This window comes from Idiomarina sp. D18, assembly GCF_057748155.1.
The window spans coordinates 467,093-485,908 of the sequence record NZ_CM173240.1; the positions used below are offsets into that span (position 1 = coordinate 467,093).

At 46.4% G+C, this 18,816-nt stretch carries 14 protein-coding genes and 1 tRNA gene; 10 read left to right on the top strand and 5 right to left on the bottom strand.

Going from position 1 to position 18,816, the window contains the following annotated elements; all coding sequences use genetic code 11:
* Positions 1-279: 279 nt before the first annotated feature.
* The gene (locus AC3AP5_RS02195; protein WP_487326946.1) at positions 280-3,828 is read right to left on the bottom strand and encodes a translocation/assembly module TamB domain-containing protein; all 3,549 of its coding nucleotides are present in this window, start codon (positions 3,826-3,828) and stop codon (positions 280-282) included.
* A gap of 2 nt (positions 3,829-3,830) precedes the next feature.
* Positions 3,831-5,588, bottom strand: coding sequence for an autotransporter assembly complex protein TamA (locus AC3AP5_RS02200; RefSeq protein WP_287831644.1), 1,758 nt, complete (start codon positions 5,586-5,588; stop codon positions 3,831-3,833).
* Positions 5,589-5,658: 70 nt separating this feature from the next.
* Between AC3AP5_RS02200 and AC3AP5_RS02205 the strand changes: the two genes are divergently transcribed.
* The 7 genes from AC3AP5_RS02205 to AC3AP5_RS02235 all read left to right on the top strand — a co-directional run bounded on the left by AC3AP5_RS02205 (position 5,659) and on the right by AC3AP5_RS02235 (position 10,776).
* Entirely contained in the window at positions 5,659-6,516 is an 858-nt protein-coding gene (locus AC3AP5_RS02205; protein WP_006956462.1) for an HDOD domain-containing protein, read from the top strand.
* 78 nt (positions 6,517-6,594) lie between these two features.
* Positions 6,595-6,671 (top strand) — tRNA-Trp (locus tag AC3AP5_RS02210).
* Between the two features lie 75 nt (positions 6,672-6,746).
* Positions 6,747-7,076, top strand: coding sequence for a hypothetical protein (locus AC3AP5_RS02215; RefSeq protein ID WP_006956463.1), 330 nt, complete (start codon positions 6,747-6,749; stop codon positions 7,074-7,076).
* Complete coding sequence (rimI, locus tag AC3AP5_RS02220; RefSeq protein WP_006956464.1) at positions 7,064-7,504, top strand: ribosomal protein S18-alanine N-acetyltransferase; 441 nt, start codon at positions 7,064-7,066, stop codon at positions 7,502-7,504. The genes AC3AP5_RS02215 and rimI overlap by 13 nt, the downstream gene beginning before the upstream one ends.
* 9 nt (positions 7,505-7,513) lie before the next feature.
* On the top strand, positions 7,514-8,242 hold the full coding sequence (gene deoC, locus AC3AP5_RS02225; RefSeq protein WP_487326947.1) for a deoxyribose-phosphate aldolase: 729 nt from the start codon (positions 7,514-7,516) through the stop codon (positions 8,240-8,242).
* Between the two features lie 9 nt (positions 8,243-8,251).
* Positions 8,252-9,574 (top strand): thymidine phosphorylase, encoded by a 1,323-nt coding sequence (gene deoA / locus AC3AP5_RS02230; protein WP_487326948.1) that lies wholly within the window; start codon positions 8,252-8,254, stop codon positions 9,572-9,574.
* A 5-nt stretch (positions 9,575-9,579) separates the two neighbouring features.
* Positions 9,580-10,776 (top strand): phosphopentomutase, encoded by a 1,197-nt coding sequence (locus AC3AP5_RS02235; RefSeq protein WP_006956467.1) that lies wholly within the window; start codon positions 9,580-9,582, stop codon positions 10,774-10,776.
* On the opposite strand, the gene AC3AP5_RS02240 is transcribed toward AC3AP5_RS02235, so the two are convergent.
* Entirely contained in the window at positions 10,773-12,464 is a 1,692-nt protein-coding gene (locus AC3AP5_RS02240) for a methyl-accepting chemotaxis protein (RefSeq protein ID WP_006956468.1), read from the bottom strand. The genes AC3AP5_RS02235 and AC3AP5_RS02240 overlap by 4 nt on opposite strands.
* Positions 12,465-12,648: 184 nt before the next feature.
* On the opposite strand from AC3AP5_RS02240, the gene prfC reads away from it, so the two are divergent.
* The gene (prfC, locus tag AC3AP5_RS02245; RefSeq protein ID WP_006956469.1) at positions 12,649-14,247 is read left to right on the top strand and encodes a peptide chain release factor 3; all 1,599 of its coding nucleotides are present in this window, start codon (positions 12,649-12,651) and stop codon (positions 14,245-14,247) included.
* A 5-nt stretch (positions 14,248-14,252) separates the two neighbouring features.
* A complete protein-coding gene (locus tag AC3AP5_RS02250; RefSeq protein WP_272977785.1) occupies positions 14,253-15,026 on the top strand; it encodes a TatD family hydrolase in 774 nt (257 codons plus the stop codon).
* Here the strand turns inward: AC3AP5_RS02250 and AC3AP5_RS02255 are convergent.
* A complete protein-coding gene (locus tag AC3AP5_RS02255; RefSeq protein WP_272977784.1) occupies positions 15,019-15,666 on the bottom strand; it encodes a hypothetical protein in 648 nt (215 codons plus the stop codon). The genes AC3AP5_RS02250 and AC3AP5_RS02255 overlap by 8 nt on opposite strands.
* 35 nt (positions 15,667-15,701) lie before the next feature.
* On the opposite strand from AC3AP5_RS02255, the gene serB reads away from it, so the two are divergent.
* Positions 15,702-16,343, top strand: a complete 642-nt coding sequence (gene serB, locus AC3AP5_RS02260) for a phosphoserine phosphatase SerB (protein WP_272977783.1) — start codon at positions 15,702-15,704, stop codon at positions 16,341-16,343.
* Here serB and AC3AP5_RS02265 read toward each other — a convergent pair.
* Positions 16,340-18,814, bottom strand: coding sequence for a PilZ domain-containing protein (locus tag AC3AP5_RS02265; RefSeq protein ID WP_272977782.1), 2,475 nt, complete (start codon positions 18,812-18,814; stop codon positions 16,340-16,342). The two genes, serB and AC3AP5_RS02265, sit on opposite strands and share 4 nt — an antisense overlap.
* Positions 18,815-18,816: the final 2 nt, after the last annotated feature.

Below are 18,816 nucleotides of genomic sequence, written 5' to 3' on the forward strand. Positions count from 1 at the left end.
TTCAAATAAACAATCCCTCGTGCGCAAGCACGGGGGATTTTTTTATGCCTGCTCGCCAGACGCACGTCGCCACCGCACCGCGTACGTCGCGCATTGTGCGCGACAATCCATATCGCCCCGTGCGCCCAAGGCGCACGCTACGTCCGCGCCCTGTACGTCGCGCATCTTGCGCGACAACCCACACCGCGCCGTGCGCAGAATGCGCACGCTACCACCGCGCCGCGTACGTCGCGCATTGTGCGCGACAATCCATATCGCCCCGTGCGCCCAAGGCGCACGCTACCGTTCGATGCTGTAGATGATATCTGCGCCTTGGCTTTCTGTTGATGATGTGGATTCGAACCATAGGTTATCGGTAAAGCGATAACGAAGATAAAAGCTTGAAGTTGATTCAATTAACCCTATGCCATATTTGATATATAGGTTCGGCGAAAGGTATTTCCCAATATAAAGCGACGTGTCGTTGACGTCTGATGTTTCTGAATCGATGGCTACTTCATCCAGACTGAATGTGTCTTTTAATGACTGAGTAAGCGCGCCAGTCGTTTTACCACCGACTAATAAAGCAGCTTGTAGCTCTAGGTTTTGACTTTCGCTATTAGAGGATGGACCGCGACCAAAAAGCAAGTACGAAAGCACACTCGCGTCTGGCATAGCGGGATCAGAGAACAAATCTAACTCGGGTCGGTTAAGGGTACCCATCACTCTTGCACCCACTGTATTGGGTCCGTCTGTAACTTCCGATAGTGAGCGTGTTACTCGTAAATTTAACGCGGGATTTGATAGCGGACCGCCGTTAAAAATGAATTGGCCACGGTCAATGGAGAGCTCTTGACCGTAAATTTCATAATCGCCCTTGGCCACCGATATTGTGCCATTACCGATAGGCACAGACTGCCCGGTTTGCGCGAGATTCAGAGCGCCTTCTAATCGGCCATTAAAGCCATAGGCATCTACCCGCACATTGTCACCGAGCGTTATCTTTAGGTCAGTTTTAATCGTTCGAGACTGCTCTTTTACCCGTTCGCGTTGTATAACTGTCACGTCCGGAGAAGGAGTGATCGTGGACGATAGGTTAGGAGGTGTAATGTTTGCTTCTGGTATCTTTACTTCACCGTTCAGTGCAATAATATCTTTTGTCAGATTAAGCTTGAGATTAGGGGTGGCAGTGATACGAATTCTGGGTGAATCCATGACAACAAGGTCGGTGCCTTTGAGGTCCAAGGTGCCGGTCAAATCCTTTAAGTTGAATTCACCGCTCAAGGTAAAGTCTCCATCACCTACTTTTCCTTCACCAGACAACGTTAGCTGCGGAGAACCTGTGTTGCCGGAAACGTTGACGGTCGTGTCGGAAATTGATGTACCTGTTCGAGTGACTAAGGCATTGGCGATATTAACCCGTGCCGTTGGAGTTAGCAGTATTTGTTCATCCCGAGTTTCAATGGTGACTGCGGCATCTAAAGAGCCATTTACTTGAGCAACTTGGTTGGTAAAAGTTTGTACAATACTCAAGTCGTCCAGTTGGGCTTCAATCGTTCCTTCTAGTGAAGGAGCCTTTAACAGCGATGGAAGTGTTAGGTCAGCTGTAATTTCGGCGCCTGCATCTTCACTCAGTAAATTGAGTCGTGTTGATATGCGTTTTTCATCCGCGCCTTTTGCTATCCGTAATTCAGCTTTCTCGAAGTCAATATGTTGTTCATTTTGTTCGATCCGCATATCGGTAACATTAAATCGACCATCCATTTGATTTACCGAGAGAGCATCGACTAAGTCGACTTCGTTCGTGAGTTCGCCTGAAAGAGAACCGCTTAATGCAAGATTATTTAGAGGCAAAAATGGCTCAACTAAGCTTATAGGAAGGTCTGAAACAGATAATGAACTGGTTAATCGACGGTCGTTCGTCGTCGCACTCACACAGACGTGCTCGTCTTTTTGACTTACACATAGTTCAGTGAGTTTTACTTGTTGGGGGTTAAATTGATATTCAAGCTTGCTCACTTCTCGTAAGGCAAAACGACCAATATCCGGCTGCTCAATACTGAAGGCTGTTATGTTTGCTGTCAGCTCTTTCTCAGTGATTGTTGTATCTGTCGCAAAGGCTAGTGCAATATCTTGATAGCTGAGTTTGAGCTTTGTCGTCTGTTCAGACAAATCACCGTCGAAATTTAAATTGATGTCGTTAAGTCGTCTTTCGCCGATGTTAATGTGTGGCGACTGAACATGCGCGGTAACCTGAGGATCGTTGATAGAGCCAGAGAGGTTACCTTTCGCATTTAGGCTTCCTGACAAATCGAGGTTTGGAACGGGTAGTGCAGCTAAGTCAGTTATATCGACATCAAATTTTAAAGCTGAGCCAGGGCGTAAGTCACCACTAGCGGTTACTGTGTTGCTGCGCCAATTTAACGCAAAGCGATTAATAAAAATGTAGGGTGAGTCATAGCGGACATTCGCGTTTAATTGTATGGGGTCATTTTGCCACTCGCCTTGCAAGTTTGTCTCAAACTGTTGGTTTGCGAGGTTTGCATGTAGCGTACCCGTTATTTGGTTATTGTTTTGTACAACCGTCAACTGTGTAACGTTCAGTTGCTCATCCGTGACGTCGATATCAGCAGCGACCTCTATTTCTGGTTGAGCATTTGTTTTGATCTTGAACTCAGGTAAGACAGAAAGCTCACGTAAAGTCCCCTCAACGAGTAGCCTGAGATCACTAATCGAAGTACCTCGAAGTCGCTCCGTGTTAAGTTGCTTACTGGTGACTTCAAGGTCAAATTGAGGCACGGAGTCGAGTGCGATAGCACCCTCGATAGCGAGATCAGCAGCTACTTGACCGTTTAGCGAGACGTTGAGTGGCGTGAACCGAATATGTTGCTTTTGATATAGAACGTAACCGTCGAATTCACCGGCTTGGTCGTTAACAGATAAGTTAAGGCTTGGTGTTATGTCGATTTCATTGAGGCTTCCTTGCGTATTAATATCGCCTTCAATACTCGCGCTCTGAATGCCAGCTATTGCAAAACTCTTTACCCATGGCACCAAATCTGTCTCGGCCACCTCTGTACGCGTTTTAAAATTTAACTGATCCAGAAGCTCGGTCACCGTAAATTTAGTCACACTCTCTATTGAGCCGTTTGTCACTATGCTTCCGTTAAGTGTTTGGATATCGCCCTGAGTTTTGAGTGTCATACTTGTCTGAGGTAAGTCCGGCACATGCATATTCATCGTAGAATCGATTTTAATCGACTCACTGCTATTCAATTGAATGCCAGCATCAACACGTACTTCAGCGTAACGGTGGGTTAGCTTCAAGCCTTCAACCTGCAGTTCACCATTCTGTTGCATTGCTAAACCGCCGGTGACAGACAGCTCTTGTGCAGGTTGATTCGGTAGATGTAGTATCACATCGTTGATAGTTATATTTGATAATACTGCGTCGATAGGTAAGCTGACTCTCGGCCATTTCGGTCCTTCGTTGGTGCTTTCGGTAGACGATGTGCTCGTGCGGATCCAGGCTTCAGCGTTTTTGAAAGTCACCGAATTAATGCGCGCTGTGCCTCTTAACAAGTCGCTTGGCGACCAGTCAACCGTTACCTGTTCACTGTGCAAACTAAAGGCTGGACTATCTAACTTTAAACCGTGAAATTCGAATTGATTGAGTAATGTGCCTTTATAACGGCTGAAAGATAGTTGGTCTGGTAAGTACTCACTTAACTTATTAACCAAGTAATGACTTCCTGTTTGTGTGCCTAATACGGAGTAAATCAACACTGTCAGAAGCAGAATTAGGCTTGCTAATCCTAACAAGAAGCCTTTTGCAAGTCGTTTGTACATAGTTATAGATCCGGTCCAATGGTTAAGTGGATGCGCCACGGCTTATTAGGTTCATCAATTGCCTGAGCAAAATCGATACGAACTGAGCCGATAGGCGAAATCCAACGAAAACCAATACCCACACTTTGCTTAAGTGGTTGATTGGGCTCTAACATCGCATTACCAATATCGGTAAATGCTGCGATCCGCCAGTTTTCTGCAAAGCGATAGTCAATCTCAGCACTGGCTACGGCTAAGTAGCGCCCACCGATAACATCGCCAGAACCGTCTTCCGGTCCGAGTTGTTCATAAGCATAACCTCGTACACTTTGATCGCCACCCGCAAAGAAGCGTAAGGAAGGGGGAATCGCTTCAAAGCTATCGGTGTACATCGCGCCAACTTCGGCGCGGGCTAACAAACGCCAACCATCGAGTAAAGGAACCACGGATTTAAGTTCAAATCGTCCACGAATCAAATCTGCTTCCGAAAGTAAGTCACGTGAAGCTGTCTGAATACTGAAATTAGCTCGCCAACCTCGGTTAATATTAATTCGCTCATCAGCCGAGAGAAATCGCCACTCAACAGTAGGAACAAGGAGCTGAGCATTCCCTCGTTGCTCACCAATCTCAAAATCTTCGTTCAACCAGAACGCGCCGATATCGTATTGCCAGTGGTTGAACGCTCGAATTTCTGCTGCGCCAATTTTAATAAGCTGGCTTTCTTGGCTATCTGTTGTCTTGTCAGCGAGCTGAGAGCGGAATTGATAGGAGTCCGTTTGCGGGCGCGGTCCTGGAATCTGATATAACGCAGTAAGCCGACTTTCAAATTGTGACAGCTGTAGTTGGCTTTTAAATAGGTGTCCTCTGGAATTAATCCAGCGACGATCAAAGCCTGCACTGATACGCGCGCCGGTATCCGTACCATACCCTAAACCAAAGCGATAATGACTGCGTTGGTTGGGTATCGTATCGACTTGAATTGGAACCTGGTTTTTGGCAGCTTGATCCCATAATGCATTTACTTGCACTGTTTCAAAATAGCCGCTTTCAGATAGATTAACTTGTAAATCACTCAAGCTACTTGTATTGAATGCTTCGCTTTTTTCAAACCGAGGGTAGCGCTGAAGTAAGTCCTCACTGATGTACTCCGAGTTGAACTCAATATCGCCAAAGTGATAGCGTTCGCCGCTGCTAAAAATGGCATCAATGACAGCCGTATTAGTCTCGATATCAACTCGTACATTGGCTTTTTCCCATTCGGCATCGCGATAACCTCGTTGTGCCGCGAGACTGAGTAATTGGGTCTTTATTTGTTCGTAAGGTGCATGTTCAAATACAGCCCCCTGTTTTAACGGTGATTGTGACAACATCGAACGAAATACTTTATCGTCTTCAGCATCCCCTTTAAGTTTCCAGTTAACCCTAGCGATACGAACAGGATCATTTAAGGCTATCGAGTAGCGCGCTTGCCAGCCCGATTCAGTTGAGTCGAGCTGACTCTTTATTTCTACGTTATAATAACCGAATGGCTCAAGAGCGGTGCGAATTTCGTCTTCTGCCCGCTTAAACAGAAAGCGAATTTGAAAAGCACGATAGTCTTTATCTTGATTTAAGTTGGCAATTTGCACGTAACTTTTGATATTGTCTAGCAGCCTGCCTTCGACACCGTCGAACGCCACATCCACCTTCGCTTGAAGATGAGTACAAATAAGCAGGGCGCACAGTGCTAAGAGATATTTAAATTGTTTCTTGATGCGGGTGGACATAATGTTTTTTTTCATGCGGTTAACTACGAAAAATAATCGCACGTTGATCTCTGCAAAGTAAACTCTTGTTGAGGAGATTTATTAAATGCCGGTTGCTTTAAGTTCTGAGCAAAGACAGCAAATTATGCGCATGACGCTTCCGCCGCGTTCTGAAACCCTTGCCGCGTTGAAGCGAGAAGTTGAGCAAGACGAACCTAGTATTGAGAAGATGGCAGAGCTGATAACAAAAGATATTAGTCTTTCTGCCCAAGTTTTAAGCGTCGTTAACTCATCTGCTTATCGACCCGTTCATAAAGTGGAATCGATTAAGCATGCCGTCATGATACTCGGCATCAACCAGTTAATGCCACTGATTAGGGCCGCTTCACTTAAAGCATCCTTAATTAGTCATGGTTTTTTGGCAGACTATTGGCGCTACAACGAATGGACTGCGCAAGCATGTATGGTGGTTGCTCGGTTATTAAAGCGGGAATCACTCGCACATTATGCTTATCAGTTTGGCTTATTCCAAGGCGCGGGAGTACCCCTGTTATATTTAAATTTTGATGGCTACGACGCGTTTGTTAAACAATCTGACCGATTAGGTTGGCGCGAGATCGCAGTAAAGGAAGAAGCATCATTGAACGTTTCTCATGCTGTTGCCAGTGCCGTGCTGGCTCAGTATTGGCAACTACCCGCTACCTTAGTGAAGATGTTCTATTTTTATTATGAGCCGGATGCTTTAACTGAATTTGACGGCCATAAATCGACGATTGACGAGTTGATGGCGATTCATCGATTGGCGCGTTATGCGATTGATAAGCAAACCCGCAGTATTGCCGGCGATAGAGACTGGAAAGTATTCAGAGAAAACGTAATGATGACTTTTAAACTGTCTGAGCGCGACGTATCGAGACTGGTCGAGGACACGGTAGAAAAGGTCTTTGATTTGTCATCTGATTAAATAAACAGCGATCGGTGGCTATGATGGCAGTTTATGCTTGCTACCTTCAATAAGGTCAGTATAATTCTCGCTTGCAGTAGGGGCGTAGTTCCAATTGGTAGAACAGCGGTCTCCAAAACCGACGGTTGGGGGTTCGAATCCCTCCGCCCCTGCCACTGCTTCCTTTCTTACCTAGCATATCTAAGCGCTCTGCTTTAAACTGCGTAGTAAATTATGCGGAACTAAAGCTGATGAAATTATCAAAACAACAGTCTCAAGTGCTCGATAAAATGGGGATCCCTCGCTGGACGCTGAAGCCACAGTCAGCTCGGGTACCAAGCGACGAGCGAATACATTGGTATCGCGTTGGCTCATTATACTTGAATTCCGCACAACCACTTCCAGTACAATTGCCAAGATGGCTGCGAGACCTAATAATTTTATTTGATACGCGACCCACCGCAGTAAAGCCTCCGCTACAAGCTGATTTAGTCATTTCCGTAGATGAGGTCAATTCAAAAATTAGGACGCCCGCGGCAAAAAAGGCACTCTGGCGCACGATTCAACAATGTCAAAAATAGAGGTAACGCTCACTGAACCCTCCTCGGTGCTGTTTGACATTGAAAAACGAGCACACGCTTACCCATGGTCGGAAATTGTATTTTTTCAGCCCTTGAGTGCAGGCACACTTTGGTGGTCGATCTCGGTGGACAAGCGCATTGTGGGATTTGCAAATACACAGTTAGTCGCAGATGAACTGACATTGCATAACATCGCTATCGATCCGAGGTACCAAGGAAGAGGTTTTGGTAAGTTTTTACTGAACGATATTCTAAATTATGCCGATAAACATAACGCATTGATGTTTTTAGAAGTTAGAGAATCGAATGCGTCGGCGATACATGTTTATCAGCAGGCGGGTTTTTCGATTGTAGGTCGTCGACCTAATTATTACGCATCAGATTCGGGGCGAGAGGATGCCTTGGTAATGCGTAGAGAAATAAGCTAAGAGGTTATTATGAATCAGCAGGCAGCGTTGGCATTTCGGTGCATGGATTTAACGTCATTGGGCAATCAAGATACGCCTGAAATGATTGAAGCACTATGTGCAAAAGCGCGGTATCACGAGCATCAAGTGGCAGCTATTTGTGTTTTTCCTGAGCACGTCACGACTGCAAAACGAGCGTTGAATGCTCAAGTCGGACCGACCGTACCGGTTGCTACTGTAACCAATTTCCCTCAAGGGAGTACTGACGTTGTACGAGCGGTTGAAGAAACCCAACGAGCGCTTGCTGCAGGTGCTGATGAGATTGATGTTGTACTGCCGTATCACGCGTTGTTGGCGGGTGATAAAAAAGTGTGCGAACAGCTTGTTGGTAGCGTGAAAGACGCGTGCGGTGATACTACCTTACTCAAGGTTATTATTGAAAGCGGTGAACTACAAACCGCAGCGCAAATACGCCTTGCAAGCCAGTTGAGCATTGCTAATGGTGCTGATTTTATCAAAACATCGACAGGGAAAGTGCCTATCAACGCGACGCTAATGGCGGCTAAGGAAATGCTTCACGTCATAGCAACGGATAATCCTGCATGTGGATTTAAAGCCGCGGGGGGGATCCGCACACTGGCTGACGCTGTTGAATATTTTGCGCTAGCTGAAAGTATTTTAGGCTCTGAATATCTATGCCCTAAATTCTTTCGCTTGGGAGCCAGTAGTCTACTTACAGATTTGATCGAACACAGCTAGGAGATAACGATGTCGCTTACACGAGAAATTATTCGCGTTAAGCGTGATGGAGGTGAGCTCGATGAAGCCTCACTTGCCGCGTTCATTAAAGGTATTACCGACGAGACTGTGAGCGAGTCACAGATCGCAGCGATGGCAATGGCGATTTTCTTAAATGGTATGTCTGAGCGTGAAACCCGCCTTCTCACGCGCTATATGCGAGATTCTGGGGATGTGCTCAACTGGCACTCGCTAAACCTAGATGGTCCAGTGCTGGATAAGCATTCTACGGGGGGCGTTGGTGACAACGTGAGTCTCATGTTAGGACCCATCATCGCCGCTTGTGGTGGCTATGTTCCTATGATTTCGGGGCGCGGGTTAGGGCATACCGGGGGAACGCTCGATAAGTTTGATTCGATACCTGGTTATCAAACTCATCCGACCAATGACCTTTTCCGCCGTGCTGTCCACGATGTTGGAGTCGCCATAATTGGTCAAACAGGGTCACTTGCTCCCGCCGATAAGCGGTTTTATGCGACTCGGGATGTTACGTCTACGGTAGAGTCGCTTCCCCTTATCACTGCGTCGATTTTATCAAAAAAGCTTGCCGAGGGTTTGGATGGTTTAGTGCTTGACGTAAAAGCGGGTAGCGGTGCTTTTATGGATAATGAGCAAAAGGCACGAGAGTTAGCTGATACGCTAGTCCGCGTTGGCTCGCAGTTGGGGGTGCCGACGCGAGCGGTAATCACTGATATGAATCAGCCGTTAGCGCCATGCGCCGGTAACGCGATTGAAGTCAAAAGTGCGATAGATTACCTCTCAGGTAATAATCGCCCCAACCGTTTGCACCAAGTGACGGTGGCGCTTGCGGTAGAGGCGTTGTTAGCTGGGGGCCTTGCAGATAATTCGGACAGCGCGAAGGAGAGTGTCAATAGGGTGCTAGAGTCAGGTAAAGCGCTGGAAGTATTCGAGAAAATGGTACATACGTTAGGCGGACCTCATGATTTGATTGAACGTATGGAGGATTACTTGCCGCAAGCAGAGGTGATAAAACCGGTGCTCGCTCAGCAAAACGGTTATATTACGCAAATTCATGCACGGGACTTAGGTAATGCCGTAGTGAGCCTGGGTGGGGGACGCTTAACTTCCACTGATAAATTGGACTATAGTGTTGGCATTTCAGAAATTGCAGAACTCGGTGCAGCTGTTGAAAAGGGACAGCCTTTAGCTGTGGTTCACGCAGCCAATGAAAGTGACTGGCAGCGAGCAGCTAACCAAGTAATAGATACCATCAAAATTGATAGTCAAAAGCCTCAGTTGACCGAGGTAATTTATGCGAGTTTGCAGGAATAATTTGTATGAAACGAGCAATTGTTGTGGTACTCGATTCCTTTGGCTTAGGTGCGGCTCCTGATGCCCACCTATTTGGCGATGAGGGCGCGGATACGCTGGGTCATATAGCGGAACACTGCTTCAAAAATGACCGGCCGTTGCGTGTCCCTAATATGGCCAAACTTGGACTTTGGCACGCTCACTATGGTGCAACAGGTAAACAGCTTGTCGAACTCAAGAGCGACATCACGGGTTGCTACGGATGGGCTGCAGAGCGCTCATCTGGGAAAGATACGCCGTCAGGTCATTGGGAGCTAATGGGATTACCTGTCAATTATGACTGGGGTTACTTTTTAAAGCGAGAACACAGCTTTCCCGAAACGTTATTAACTGAATTATGTCAACGCGCTGGACTGAATGGGGTTTTAGGCAATTGCCATGCTTCGGGTACGCAAATCATTGAACAATTCGGCAAGGCGCATCAGGCCACTGGAAAGCCGATTGTTTACACGTCAGCTGATTCGGTTTTTCAAATCGCAGCTGATGAGGAATTTTTTGGCTTAGACCGTTTATATCAGGTGTGTGAAATTGCTCGCGATTTAGTTGATGAATACAACATCGGTCGTGTCATAGCGCGCCCCTTTGTCGAAGATTCCAACCAAGGTTTCGTTCGCACAAGTAATCGTAGAGACTACGCGACGCCGCCGCACGGGAAAACCTTATTGGATCACGTGATTTCCCACGGAGGTGAAGTGCATGGGGTGGGTAAGATCAGCGATATTTTTGCTGGTCGAGGTATCAGCGCAAGTTATAAAGCCAATGATACAGCGAGTTTAGTCGATAAGACATTGGAATTGATGCAAACTAAACAACAAGACAAATGCTTAATTTTTACTAACCTGGTCGCTTTTGACACGCTTTACGGTCATCGACGGGATGTTGAAGGCTATGCGCGTGAGCTCGAAGATTTTGATAAAAAGTTAGCTGAGCTTATACAGGCGATGCTACCTGATGACTTACTGGTACTGACAGCGGATCACGGTTGCGATCCGACATCGCCTGGCAGTGATCATACCCGCGAGTTTGTGCCTTTGCTCTGTTACAGTCCTCGTTTGAAGGGCCGTTGTTTGGGTCAGCGTCAAAGCTTTGCTGATTTAGGGCAAACGCTAGCCCATTGGTTGGCAGTTGACGCCACGGAGAGTGGCGTCAACATGTTTACTTAATCGACTTTGTAACGCTTGACCAATTGTTCGAGGCGCTGTGCGGTATCGGTTAGCTCACCCATGGTATCGCCTGCTTCGCGCGTACCTTTTGCGGTTCGCTCTGCAATTTCAACGATCGTGGACATATTTTGGTCGATAGTTTGTGATACTGAAGTTTGTTCTTCAGCGGCCGTAGCGATTTGAGCGTTCTGTGAGTTGATGGTGTTCACCGCGTCTAACACTTGTTTAAGCGATTGTTCTACTTCGCCCGCGCGCTCAACGCTTTGACTGCTGCCTTCTCGTATCGCCCCCATGACATCAGACACTTCGTCACTGCTTAATTGCAGTTGATCAATCATCTGCTCAATTTCGTGAGTACTGTCTTGGGTACGTTTAGCCAGTGTTCTTACTTCATCCGCGACCACAGCAAAACCCCTTCCAGCTTCGCCTGCGCGAGCCGATTCGATAGCGGCGTTGAGTGCCAATAAATTGGTTTGATCGGCTATGGAGCGGATCACATCGAGCACACCGCCAATTTGAGCCGACTGATTTGCAAGATTGTCTACCGAATGACTGCCGCGTTCGACTTTATCCGCCAATCCGTGAATAACGTTGACGGCTTGCTTTAACAAGCTTGAGGCGTCGTAAACGAGTTTTTCTGCGTTTTCAGCCGCTCCAGATGCTTCAGATGCGCTTGCCGCAACTTGCTGAGAGGCGGCGGCGAGCTCATTGATAGCGGTCGCCACCTGTTCACTTTCTAACTGTTGTTCGCCAACACCGTCCTGAGCTTGTTGAAGCACACTTGATAATTGTTGTGTCGAGTCATTCACCATGGACGCAGATTCGCGGACGCGCACTATTAAATCAGAGACTTGATCACCGAAACGATTAAATGCAGCGCCTAGATCAGCGAGCTCATCATGGCTATCCGTTGCTAAGCGACGTGTTAAGTCACCATCACCTGTGGCTATTTCATCCATCGCTGCCAATGCTTTGGCGAGTGGTCGGGTGATACTACGGACTACGGCCAGGGCGATAAACGCGGTAATTAATAGTGCAATAATGCTAGCTAACAAGGTTTGCCAAAGCGCCTCAGCGATAGATTTCTGAACATTACCCTCGAGTGCTGCTGCGCGTTGCTGTAGACCTTCAACCCAGAATCCTGTTCCGATAACCCAATCCCAAGCTTCAATGTACTCCGCGTAGCCGAGCTTAGGCGCTACACGCTTACTGTTATTCTGCCAATCGTAAGCGACATAGCCTCCTCCGTTTTTCGCTGCTTTAATTAAGTCACGAATAAGGTAAACGCCATTTGGATCCTGAAAGTCATACAAATCGCGTCCATTCAGTGATGGGTTAACGCCGTGTACTACATTGATTCCGTCCGAGTCATAGACGAATAGATACCCGGTATCACCCGAGTCATCAAAGCGCAGTTGCTCGATAATTTGCTTGGCCCGCGCTTGTCGTTCTGCCAATGTGCCTAGGGATGGATCATTAACTAAGTGTTTTATGGAGGAGCGAGCTAAGGCGAGATAGTTTGACAATGAATTACGCGCGTCTTTTTGCATTTGTTCGGTAAATTGATCAACCGCAGCGTCGCCGATGTTATTCGATTGCTGAAAGTTAAACCAAGTTAGGAAGATGGCAATCAATGCGGGTGGTACGAGTGCCAAAATAAATACTTTAGCGCGAATATTGAATCTCATGGGCGTTTCACTTTATTTGGAATGACTTTTAAAATTCTATAACAGACGATTAAGCGCCTCACTAAGACATTTGTCTTGGCTTAGTGAAAAAACTGTAAACTCTGAGTCGCCTCTCGGCATTGTTTCTAACGCTTAAATCAGCGAAAATACTCCCTTTAAATCGGCCGATATGCGAGAAAGTTAAATGTCAGATGTGAGTGTCGCGAAACAAATTAAGCAAGAGGTAGATAAACGTCGTACCTTTGCCATTATTTCTCACCCGGATGCTGGTAAAACCACCATCACAGAAAAAGTGCTCTTGCATGGTCAACAGATCCAAAAAGCAGGCACTGTGAAAGGTAAGAAATCGGGTCAGCACGCGAAATCTGACTGGATGGAAATGGAACAGGAGCGCGGCATTTCCGTGACCACGTCCGTTATGCAGTTTCCATACAACGACTCACTGGTAAATTTGTTGGATACACCAGGTCACGAGGACTTTTCAGAGGATACTTATCGGACGCTCACCGCCGTTGATTCCTGCTTGATGGTGATAGACGGGGCTAAAGGTGTCGAGGATCGTACTATCAAGTTAATGGAAGTTACTCGATTACGTGATACGCCGATTATTACTTTTATGAACAAACTTGACCGTGATATTCGCGATCCCTTGGAATTATTAGATGAGGTCGAGGACGTTCTTAAGATTATGTGCGCGCCGATTACATGGCCCATTGGCTCAGGTAAGAACTTTAAAGGCGTTTATCATTTATTGCGAGATGAAACGATCCTATATAAAACGGGACAGGGCCACACCATTCAAGATGTTGATATTATTAAAGGTATTGATAATCCAGAGCTCGACAAGCGTTTAGGTGTATGGGCAGACGAGTTACGCGAGCAAATTGAGTTAGTGAATGGTGCGTCGAACCCGTTTGATAAAGAAATGTTTTTAGCAGGAGAGCTCACCCCTGTATTCTTTGGTACAGCGCTTGGTAATTTTGGTGTTGACCATATGTTAGATGGATTGGTGGAGTGGGCTCCCAAACCGCAGGCTCGCGAAACAGATGAAGGCGAAGCCGTGACGGCTGATAACGCAAATTTCTCTGGATTTGTATTTAAAATTCAGGCGAATATGGATCCTCGCCATCGAGATCGTGTCGCTTTCTTGCGAATTGTCTCGGGTAAGTATGAAAAAGGCATGAAGATGAAGCAGGTACGTACAGGTAAAGATGTGCGTATCAGTGATGCGCTTACATTTTTAGCCGGTGACCGTGCTCATGTCGAGGAGGCTTATCCCGGCGATATCATTGGTCTGCATAACCATGGCACGATTCAGATTGGTGATACGTTCACGAGTGGTTCTGATTTTAAATTTAGTGGTATTCCAAACTTTGCTCCAGAGTTGTTCCGTCGTATTCGATTAAAAGATCCGCTCAAACAGAAGCAGTTGTTAAAAGGTTTGGTACAACTATCGGAAGAAGGTGCGGTACAGGTATTTCGCCCCTTAATCAGCAATGATCTTATCGTCGGTGCGGTGGGTGTTCTGCAATTTGATGTTGTTGTACATCGACTTAAAACTGAGTATAAAGTGGATGCGATGTACGAAAACATTAATGTTGCTACAGCACGCTGGGTGTCAGGTGATGAGCGAAAAGTAGACGAATTTCGCCGCAAAGCCGAGGCTAACTTGGCGCTTGATGGCGGTGATAATTTAACGTACATCGCGCCGACCATGGTCAACTTGAGCTTAGCGGAAGAGCGTTATCCGGATATCACCTTTAGTCACACGCGAGAGCATTAACGAACATGCGTTTGTACGACACCCATTGCCACTTGGACTTTTCTGCTTTTGATAAGGATCGTTCTCAGGTTGTCGCTGGGGCTCAAAGGGTGGGAGTTGAGCGTTTTATGTTGCTCGGTATAACCGAGCAACAATGGTCGAACTTAATCAAACTATGTGATGACTTCTCACCTGCATTTCGTTTCTCTCTTGGGTTACATCCTTACTTTATCCATCAGCATCAATCGACTCATATCAACGCACTGGCGAGTTGTTTTGAGTCTTTATCAGACTCCGCTCGTGCGCGATGCCAGGCGATTGGTGAAATTGGGTTAGATGCCACCTGTGAACAGCCAAAATTACAAAAAGCGTTGTTAGATCAGCAACTCGTATTAGCAAAAAACTACCAACTTCCGGTTATATTGCATCATCGAAAAACTTTAGATGAGCTGCTTAAATCCGTTCGAGAGAAACGGGTTGAGCACGGCGTGGTACATGCTTTTTCTGGCAGTTATGAACAAGCTGCGGCGTGGGTGGATCAAGGGTTTAAACTCGGCATCGGCGGTACGATTACCTATGAGAGAGCCAAGAAGACTCGAGATGCTATTCAACGTATTGGCGTGGAGCATTTAGTGCTCGAAACGGATGCGCCCGATATGCCTTTGTGCGGATATCAAGGTCGGCGCAACGAACCTAAAAGGGTCGCGCAGGTGCTAGAGAGTTTGGCTAAGCTATTAGAAACCTCCACTGAGGCGATATCGCCAGTGCTCTGGAAAAATAGCACCGCACTGTTTAACTGAAGTGTTTTTGTTTCTGTTTTTTAACCCAGCGTCTATCGCGTATTCGATTAAATCCAAGCACGATTAATCCGCCCGTAATAAGAGCCAGCAAAAGTAATGTCTTGCCTTGTGAGGTGAGTCCTAATAGCGTTTTTTCGTTAGCATGTAAGATCTGATTCTTGTCAAAAGTCACCTGTAAATAGCCTTGATCATCAAACTCATCGCCGATGGGATGAATAAGTACCCAGGGTTCAGGTAGCGTGCTCGGGTAGTCAATAATAGAGCTAGTTTGACCCACGCTGAACTGATTGATGCCGGCAGCATCACGTAGCGTTACTGCCAGCACTCCGGGCTGTTCGTTGAGACGAATGATAAGTTGCTGCAAACCTTCTTGGTTGCCATTAGTTAGAAAAACTTGACTGCCAGCCGCGGTCTGACTCAGCACCCAATTTAAGTGCTCTCGTGTATTTTGTTCAAGTTGTTGTTGTGCCTGGTTCGTGGCAATATTCCAGATACTGTACATGAGTGTGAGAAGCGCAGCAGCTGCCATAAAGCGCAGTAGGCGCTTGAATGCGACCCGAGTTAAACGTTGTAATTTAGCCGTTGAAACACGGTTAATTAGCTCGTTTAAGGTGTATTTGGGCAGTGCGTTTTGCTTCACTCTGAGTTACCTATGCGTGCGGATAAGGAAACCTTATGCTAAACCATTCTGGGTTGATTGTCTTTGATATGGACTCGACCCTGATTTCAATTGAGTGTATCGATGAAATAGCTCATTTGCTAGGGCAGCGTGATGCTGTTGCGGCAATTACTGAACAAGCTATGCGGGGTGAGATTGATTTCGCGGCAAGCTTGAAGCAGCGTGTTTCCCTATTGGAGGGAGTGGATGTTTCGTTGTTTGACTCGCTATTTAATCCGATCCCTTTAACTCAAGGAGCACAACAGCTGATTGATTTCTGTAAACTAAAAAACTGGTACTGTGTTGTAGTCTCAGGCGGTTTTACTTGGTTCTCTGCAAAAGTTGCCGGTGAATTAGGGTTGGATTTACACATTGCTAATGAACTTGAAATGAGCGATAACAGGCTAACGGGCCGCGTATTAGGCGCTATCGTCGATGGCCAAAAAAAGGCTGAGATATTGCAAATGTTGCGTCAGCAATTGCCAGAAGATGTGCCGGTGGTTGCCGTTGGTGACGGCGCAAACGATCAATGGATGTTACGTGCTGCCGACCTCGGTATCGCATTTTGCGCCAAACCGTTACTTCAAGAGATAGCTGATGTCACCATTGATCAGCCAGATTTAGCACTCATTATTCCGGAACTGGAAAAAAGATTTTAATTTGTCGCTGACAGCCACTGTTCTAACCGCTTAGCAGCGACGGCTTGTAGCGACTCGGACAGTTCCAAACTTTGAGTCAATAATGGCGTAACGCTAAAGCTATCGGCAACGCCGAGTACACTATCTAGCTGGCGCTCGACGCGATCAACTTTATATTGTGCGTACGCCGATAAATACTGCATTTCTGCTTCAATGAATTGTCGATCGGGACGTCCCGTGCGGCTTAATTCGAGGTTTACGGCGATGATGGTATCGTTGAGTAACGCTTGAATCACGTGATGCTCAATATCATCTAGTGTCACAGTTTCAACATCGAAGGCTAATACAGATACGGTGCGTTTATTTTGGTCATCCCAACCGAGTTGAAAAAGTAGCAACTGGTTCATGGGACGTTCGCTTTTATCTGCGCTCATCAACCATGATTTCCATTTATCTAATAATCCACTGGTGTTTAGCAATGTGGGCAATGTCGCCTTGGGTAATAGCGAATTAGGCATCTGCAGCAAGCGACTCCAATCTGAAATCACAGGTGGTACACCAATGCGTCCAAGAAAGTCCTCGTTAGTTTTCGTTTGATAAAAAAACAAAGGAACAGCGCTGGCAGCGTCGCAGTAAAGGTTTCGCAAGCCTAGCTCAAAACCTTTTAACGAGTTATTTTCATATATTTTCGGAAGCCGTTCTTCTCTTTGCTGTATGAATCGAGTAAGAAACTGAGCGGCTGCTTGAGATGCAGGTTGCTCGGACAGCTTTAGGTTAAATGCGGTTCGTGACTTATCAACATTGACTATCTGATACTGAACGTCTGTGAGTGGTTCGTTTTTATGGTGTTGCAAGAGCTGCGTAAAACTCACCTGCATTTCTGAGCGATTTGCACCTGGGATAGGCTCGTCGACTTGGATGCGTAAACCGTGTGCGGAAATATCTAGCACCAACCCGTCTCGACTAAATGAACCGCTGCGAACACGACAGCGACTGCGCAAATGGTAGCGCTGTTCACTGCGGAGGTTAACGAATTCTAGTTTGATAGCTTGAGAACGTTGTGGTGGAGATGGGGGATGAACAAATGCACGTAATTTGGCGAGTTCATCTTTATTGTAGCTGAGTCCGCAAAAGGGCTTGATGAGATCAGTGACATCATCAAGAGTTGCGACATAGTCTATTTCTGATAAAGCGTGTTGCACGGATTCGGTGAATGGCTGCTCCCTTGAGGGCAAATTGATATGTTGTGGCACAGCCTGAGGTCGCCACGCCTGCTTGTGATTGACTGGGGAAAGACTAAGCCGAAACGCCTGAAAAGATGATTTTTGTACGGCAAAACTAGCAAATGTGTCCCACAATTCTATTTTCTTGAGTTCTTCGACCAGCGCAGAATAAAAGTAGACCTTGCCCTTAGCGACAATATTAAACGTAAGTAGCGTCAGTTCACAGGACTCGTTACGCTCGAGCTTTTTAATCATGTATTGGCTACGGCGTTTGTTGAATATCGGTCCAATTGCGAGTTCGTTGGTTTCGTTATACCAATGAGCTAGGGTACTTTCGTTATTGTAGGTTGTCAGTACATACTTACATGAAAGCTCTTTTGAGTGGCGCTGCAAATACAGTGTTAGACGTCGCATGCGAGGCAAGTAGAACTGTTCATGAGCTTTATTGAGAAGTGCAATTTCAGTATTGTCGGTGTTAACCCGATAACGGCGTTTATAGCCACTAATGAATCGAGTAATGAATGCGTCAAAGTCCTTATTTAAGTCGCCGTCGGCGCGCTTAAGGGAGATGTACGTACGTTGGTTTTCTTCGCTTATTCGTGCTATTTCGTAACGAATCGGTAATTGCGGATCAATGGTGAACTCTTTCGCAAATCCAGTGAAATAGATGTTTGCCTGTTGTCCCACTTGCAATTGCATCTGGCTGCGATCGACTCGAATTCTTAAGCCACCTTGAGAAATGTTGTTGGTAATGGCGCGGCAAGCGGAAGCGCCTTCCAGCTCAATATGAACCTCCACCGTATAATTCATGCGCTCTTCATCGCGATAGGGATAAAAGCCTAACTTGAATAATTCAAATGCGCTTTCATCGTCAAACGTATCGTCTTCAGCACTCTCAGCTTGCGCGGCTTTTTGTTGCTCATACATAACACGATAGTTATTCTCGGCCTGCATGATTCGTTCATAGGTGTCTTGCGTAAAAACACCATTGTAGTCTCTAAGACCTCGCTCAAAAATGTCTCGAGCAACCTCATCTAAGTAATGCACCCGTCCGCGGTGTTCTATGCGCCTACAATCGCCATCCACCCGTTTGCGTAAATCGACCGTGCGTGGGCATGCTCGCGTTAAACGACGTACTTCCGCTCTTACTTTGAATTTACTAGGTCCGTCCAACGTTGACGTCAGCAAATTAAAGTGTTTCTCAAAGTCGTCATCCAAAGCAACAAGTTTAAGTTGGTCGATTAGCGGTGATAATTGTAGGTTCGGCATTC

Bases quoted from the DNA above. Each gene is read 5' to 3' on its own strand.
- AC3AP5_RS02235 (WP_006956467.1), top strand. From the start codon at position 9,580: ATGAAACGAGCAATTGTTGTGGTACTCGATTCCTTTGGCTTAGGTGCG.
- AC3AP5_RS02265 (WP_272977782.1), bottom strand. From the start codon at position 18,814: ATGCCGAACCTACAATTATCACCGCTAATCGACCAACTTAAACTTGTT.
- serB (WP_272977783.1), top strand. From the start codon at position 15,702: ATGCTAAACCATTCTGGGTTGATTGTCTTTGATATGGACTCGACCCTG.
- prfC (WP_006956469.1), top strand. From the start codon at position 12,649: ATGTCAGATGTGAGTGTCGCGAAACAAATTAAGCAAGAGGTAGATAAA.
- AC3AP5_RS02215 (WP_006956463.1), top strand. From the start codon at position 6,747: ATGAAATTATCAAAACAACAGTCTCAAGTGCTCGATAAAATGGGGATC.
- rimI (WP_006956464.1), top strand. From the start codon at position 7,064: ATGTCAAAAATAGAGGTAACGCTCACTGAACCCTCCTCGGTGCTGTTT.
- AC3AP5_RS02240 (WP_006956468.1), bottom strand. From the start codon at position 12,464: ATGAGATTCAATATTCGCGCTAAAGTATTTATTTTGGCACTCGTACCA.
- deoC (WP_487326947.1), top strand. From the start codon at position 7,514: ATGAATCAGCAGGCAGCGTTGGCATTTCGGTGCATGGATTTAACGTCA.
- deoA (WP_487326948.1), top strand. From the start codon at position 8,252: ATGTCGCTTACACGAGAAATTATTCGCGTTAAGCGTGATGGAGGTGAG.
- AC3AP5_RS02195 (WP_487326946.1), bottom strand. From the start codon at position 3,828: ATGTACAAACGACTTGCAAAAGGCTTCTTGTTAGGATTAGCAAGCCTA.
- AC3AP5_RS02250 (WP_272977785.1), top strand. From the start codon at position 14,253: ATGCGTTTGTACGACACCCATTGCCACTTGGACTTTTCTGCTTTTGAT.
- AC3AP5_RS02205 (WP_006956462.1), top strand. From the start codon at position 5,659: ATGCCGGTTGCTTTAAGTTCTGAGCAAAGACAGCAAATTATGCGCATG.
- AC3AP5_RS02200 (WP_287831644.1), bottom strand. From the start codon at position 5,588: ATGAAAAAAAACATTATGTCCACCCGCATCAAGAAACAATTTAAATAT.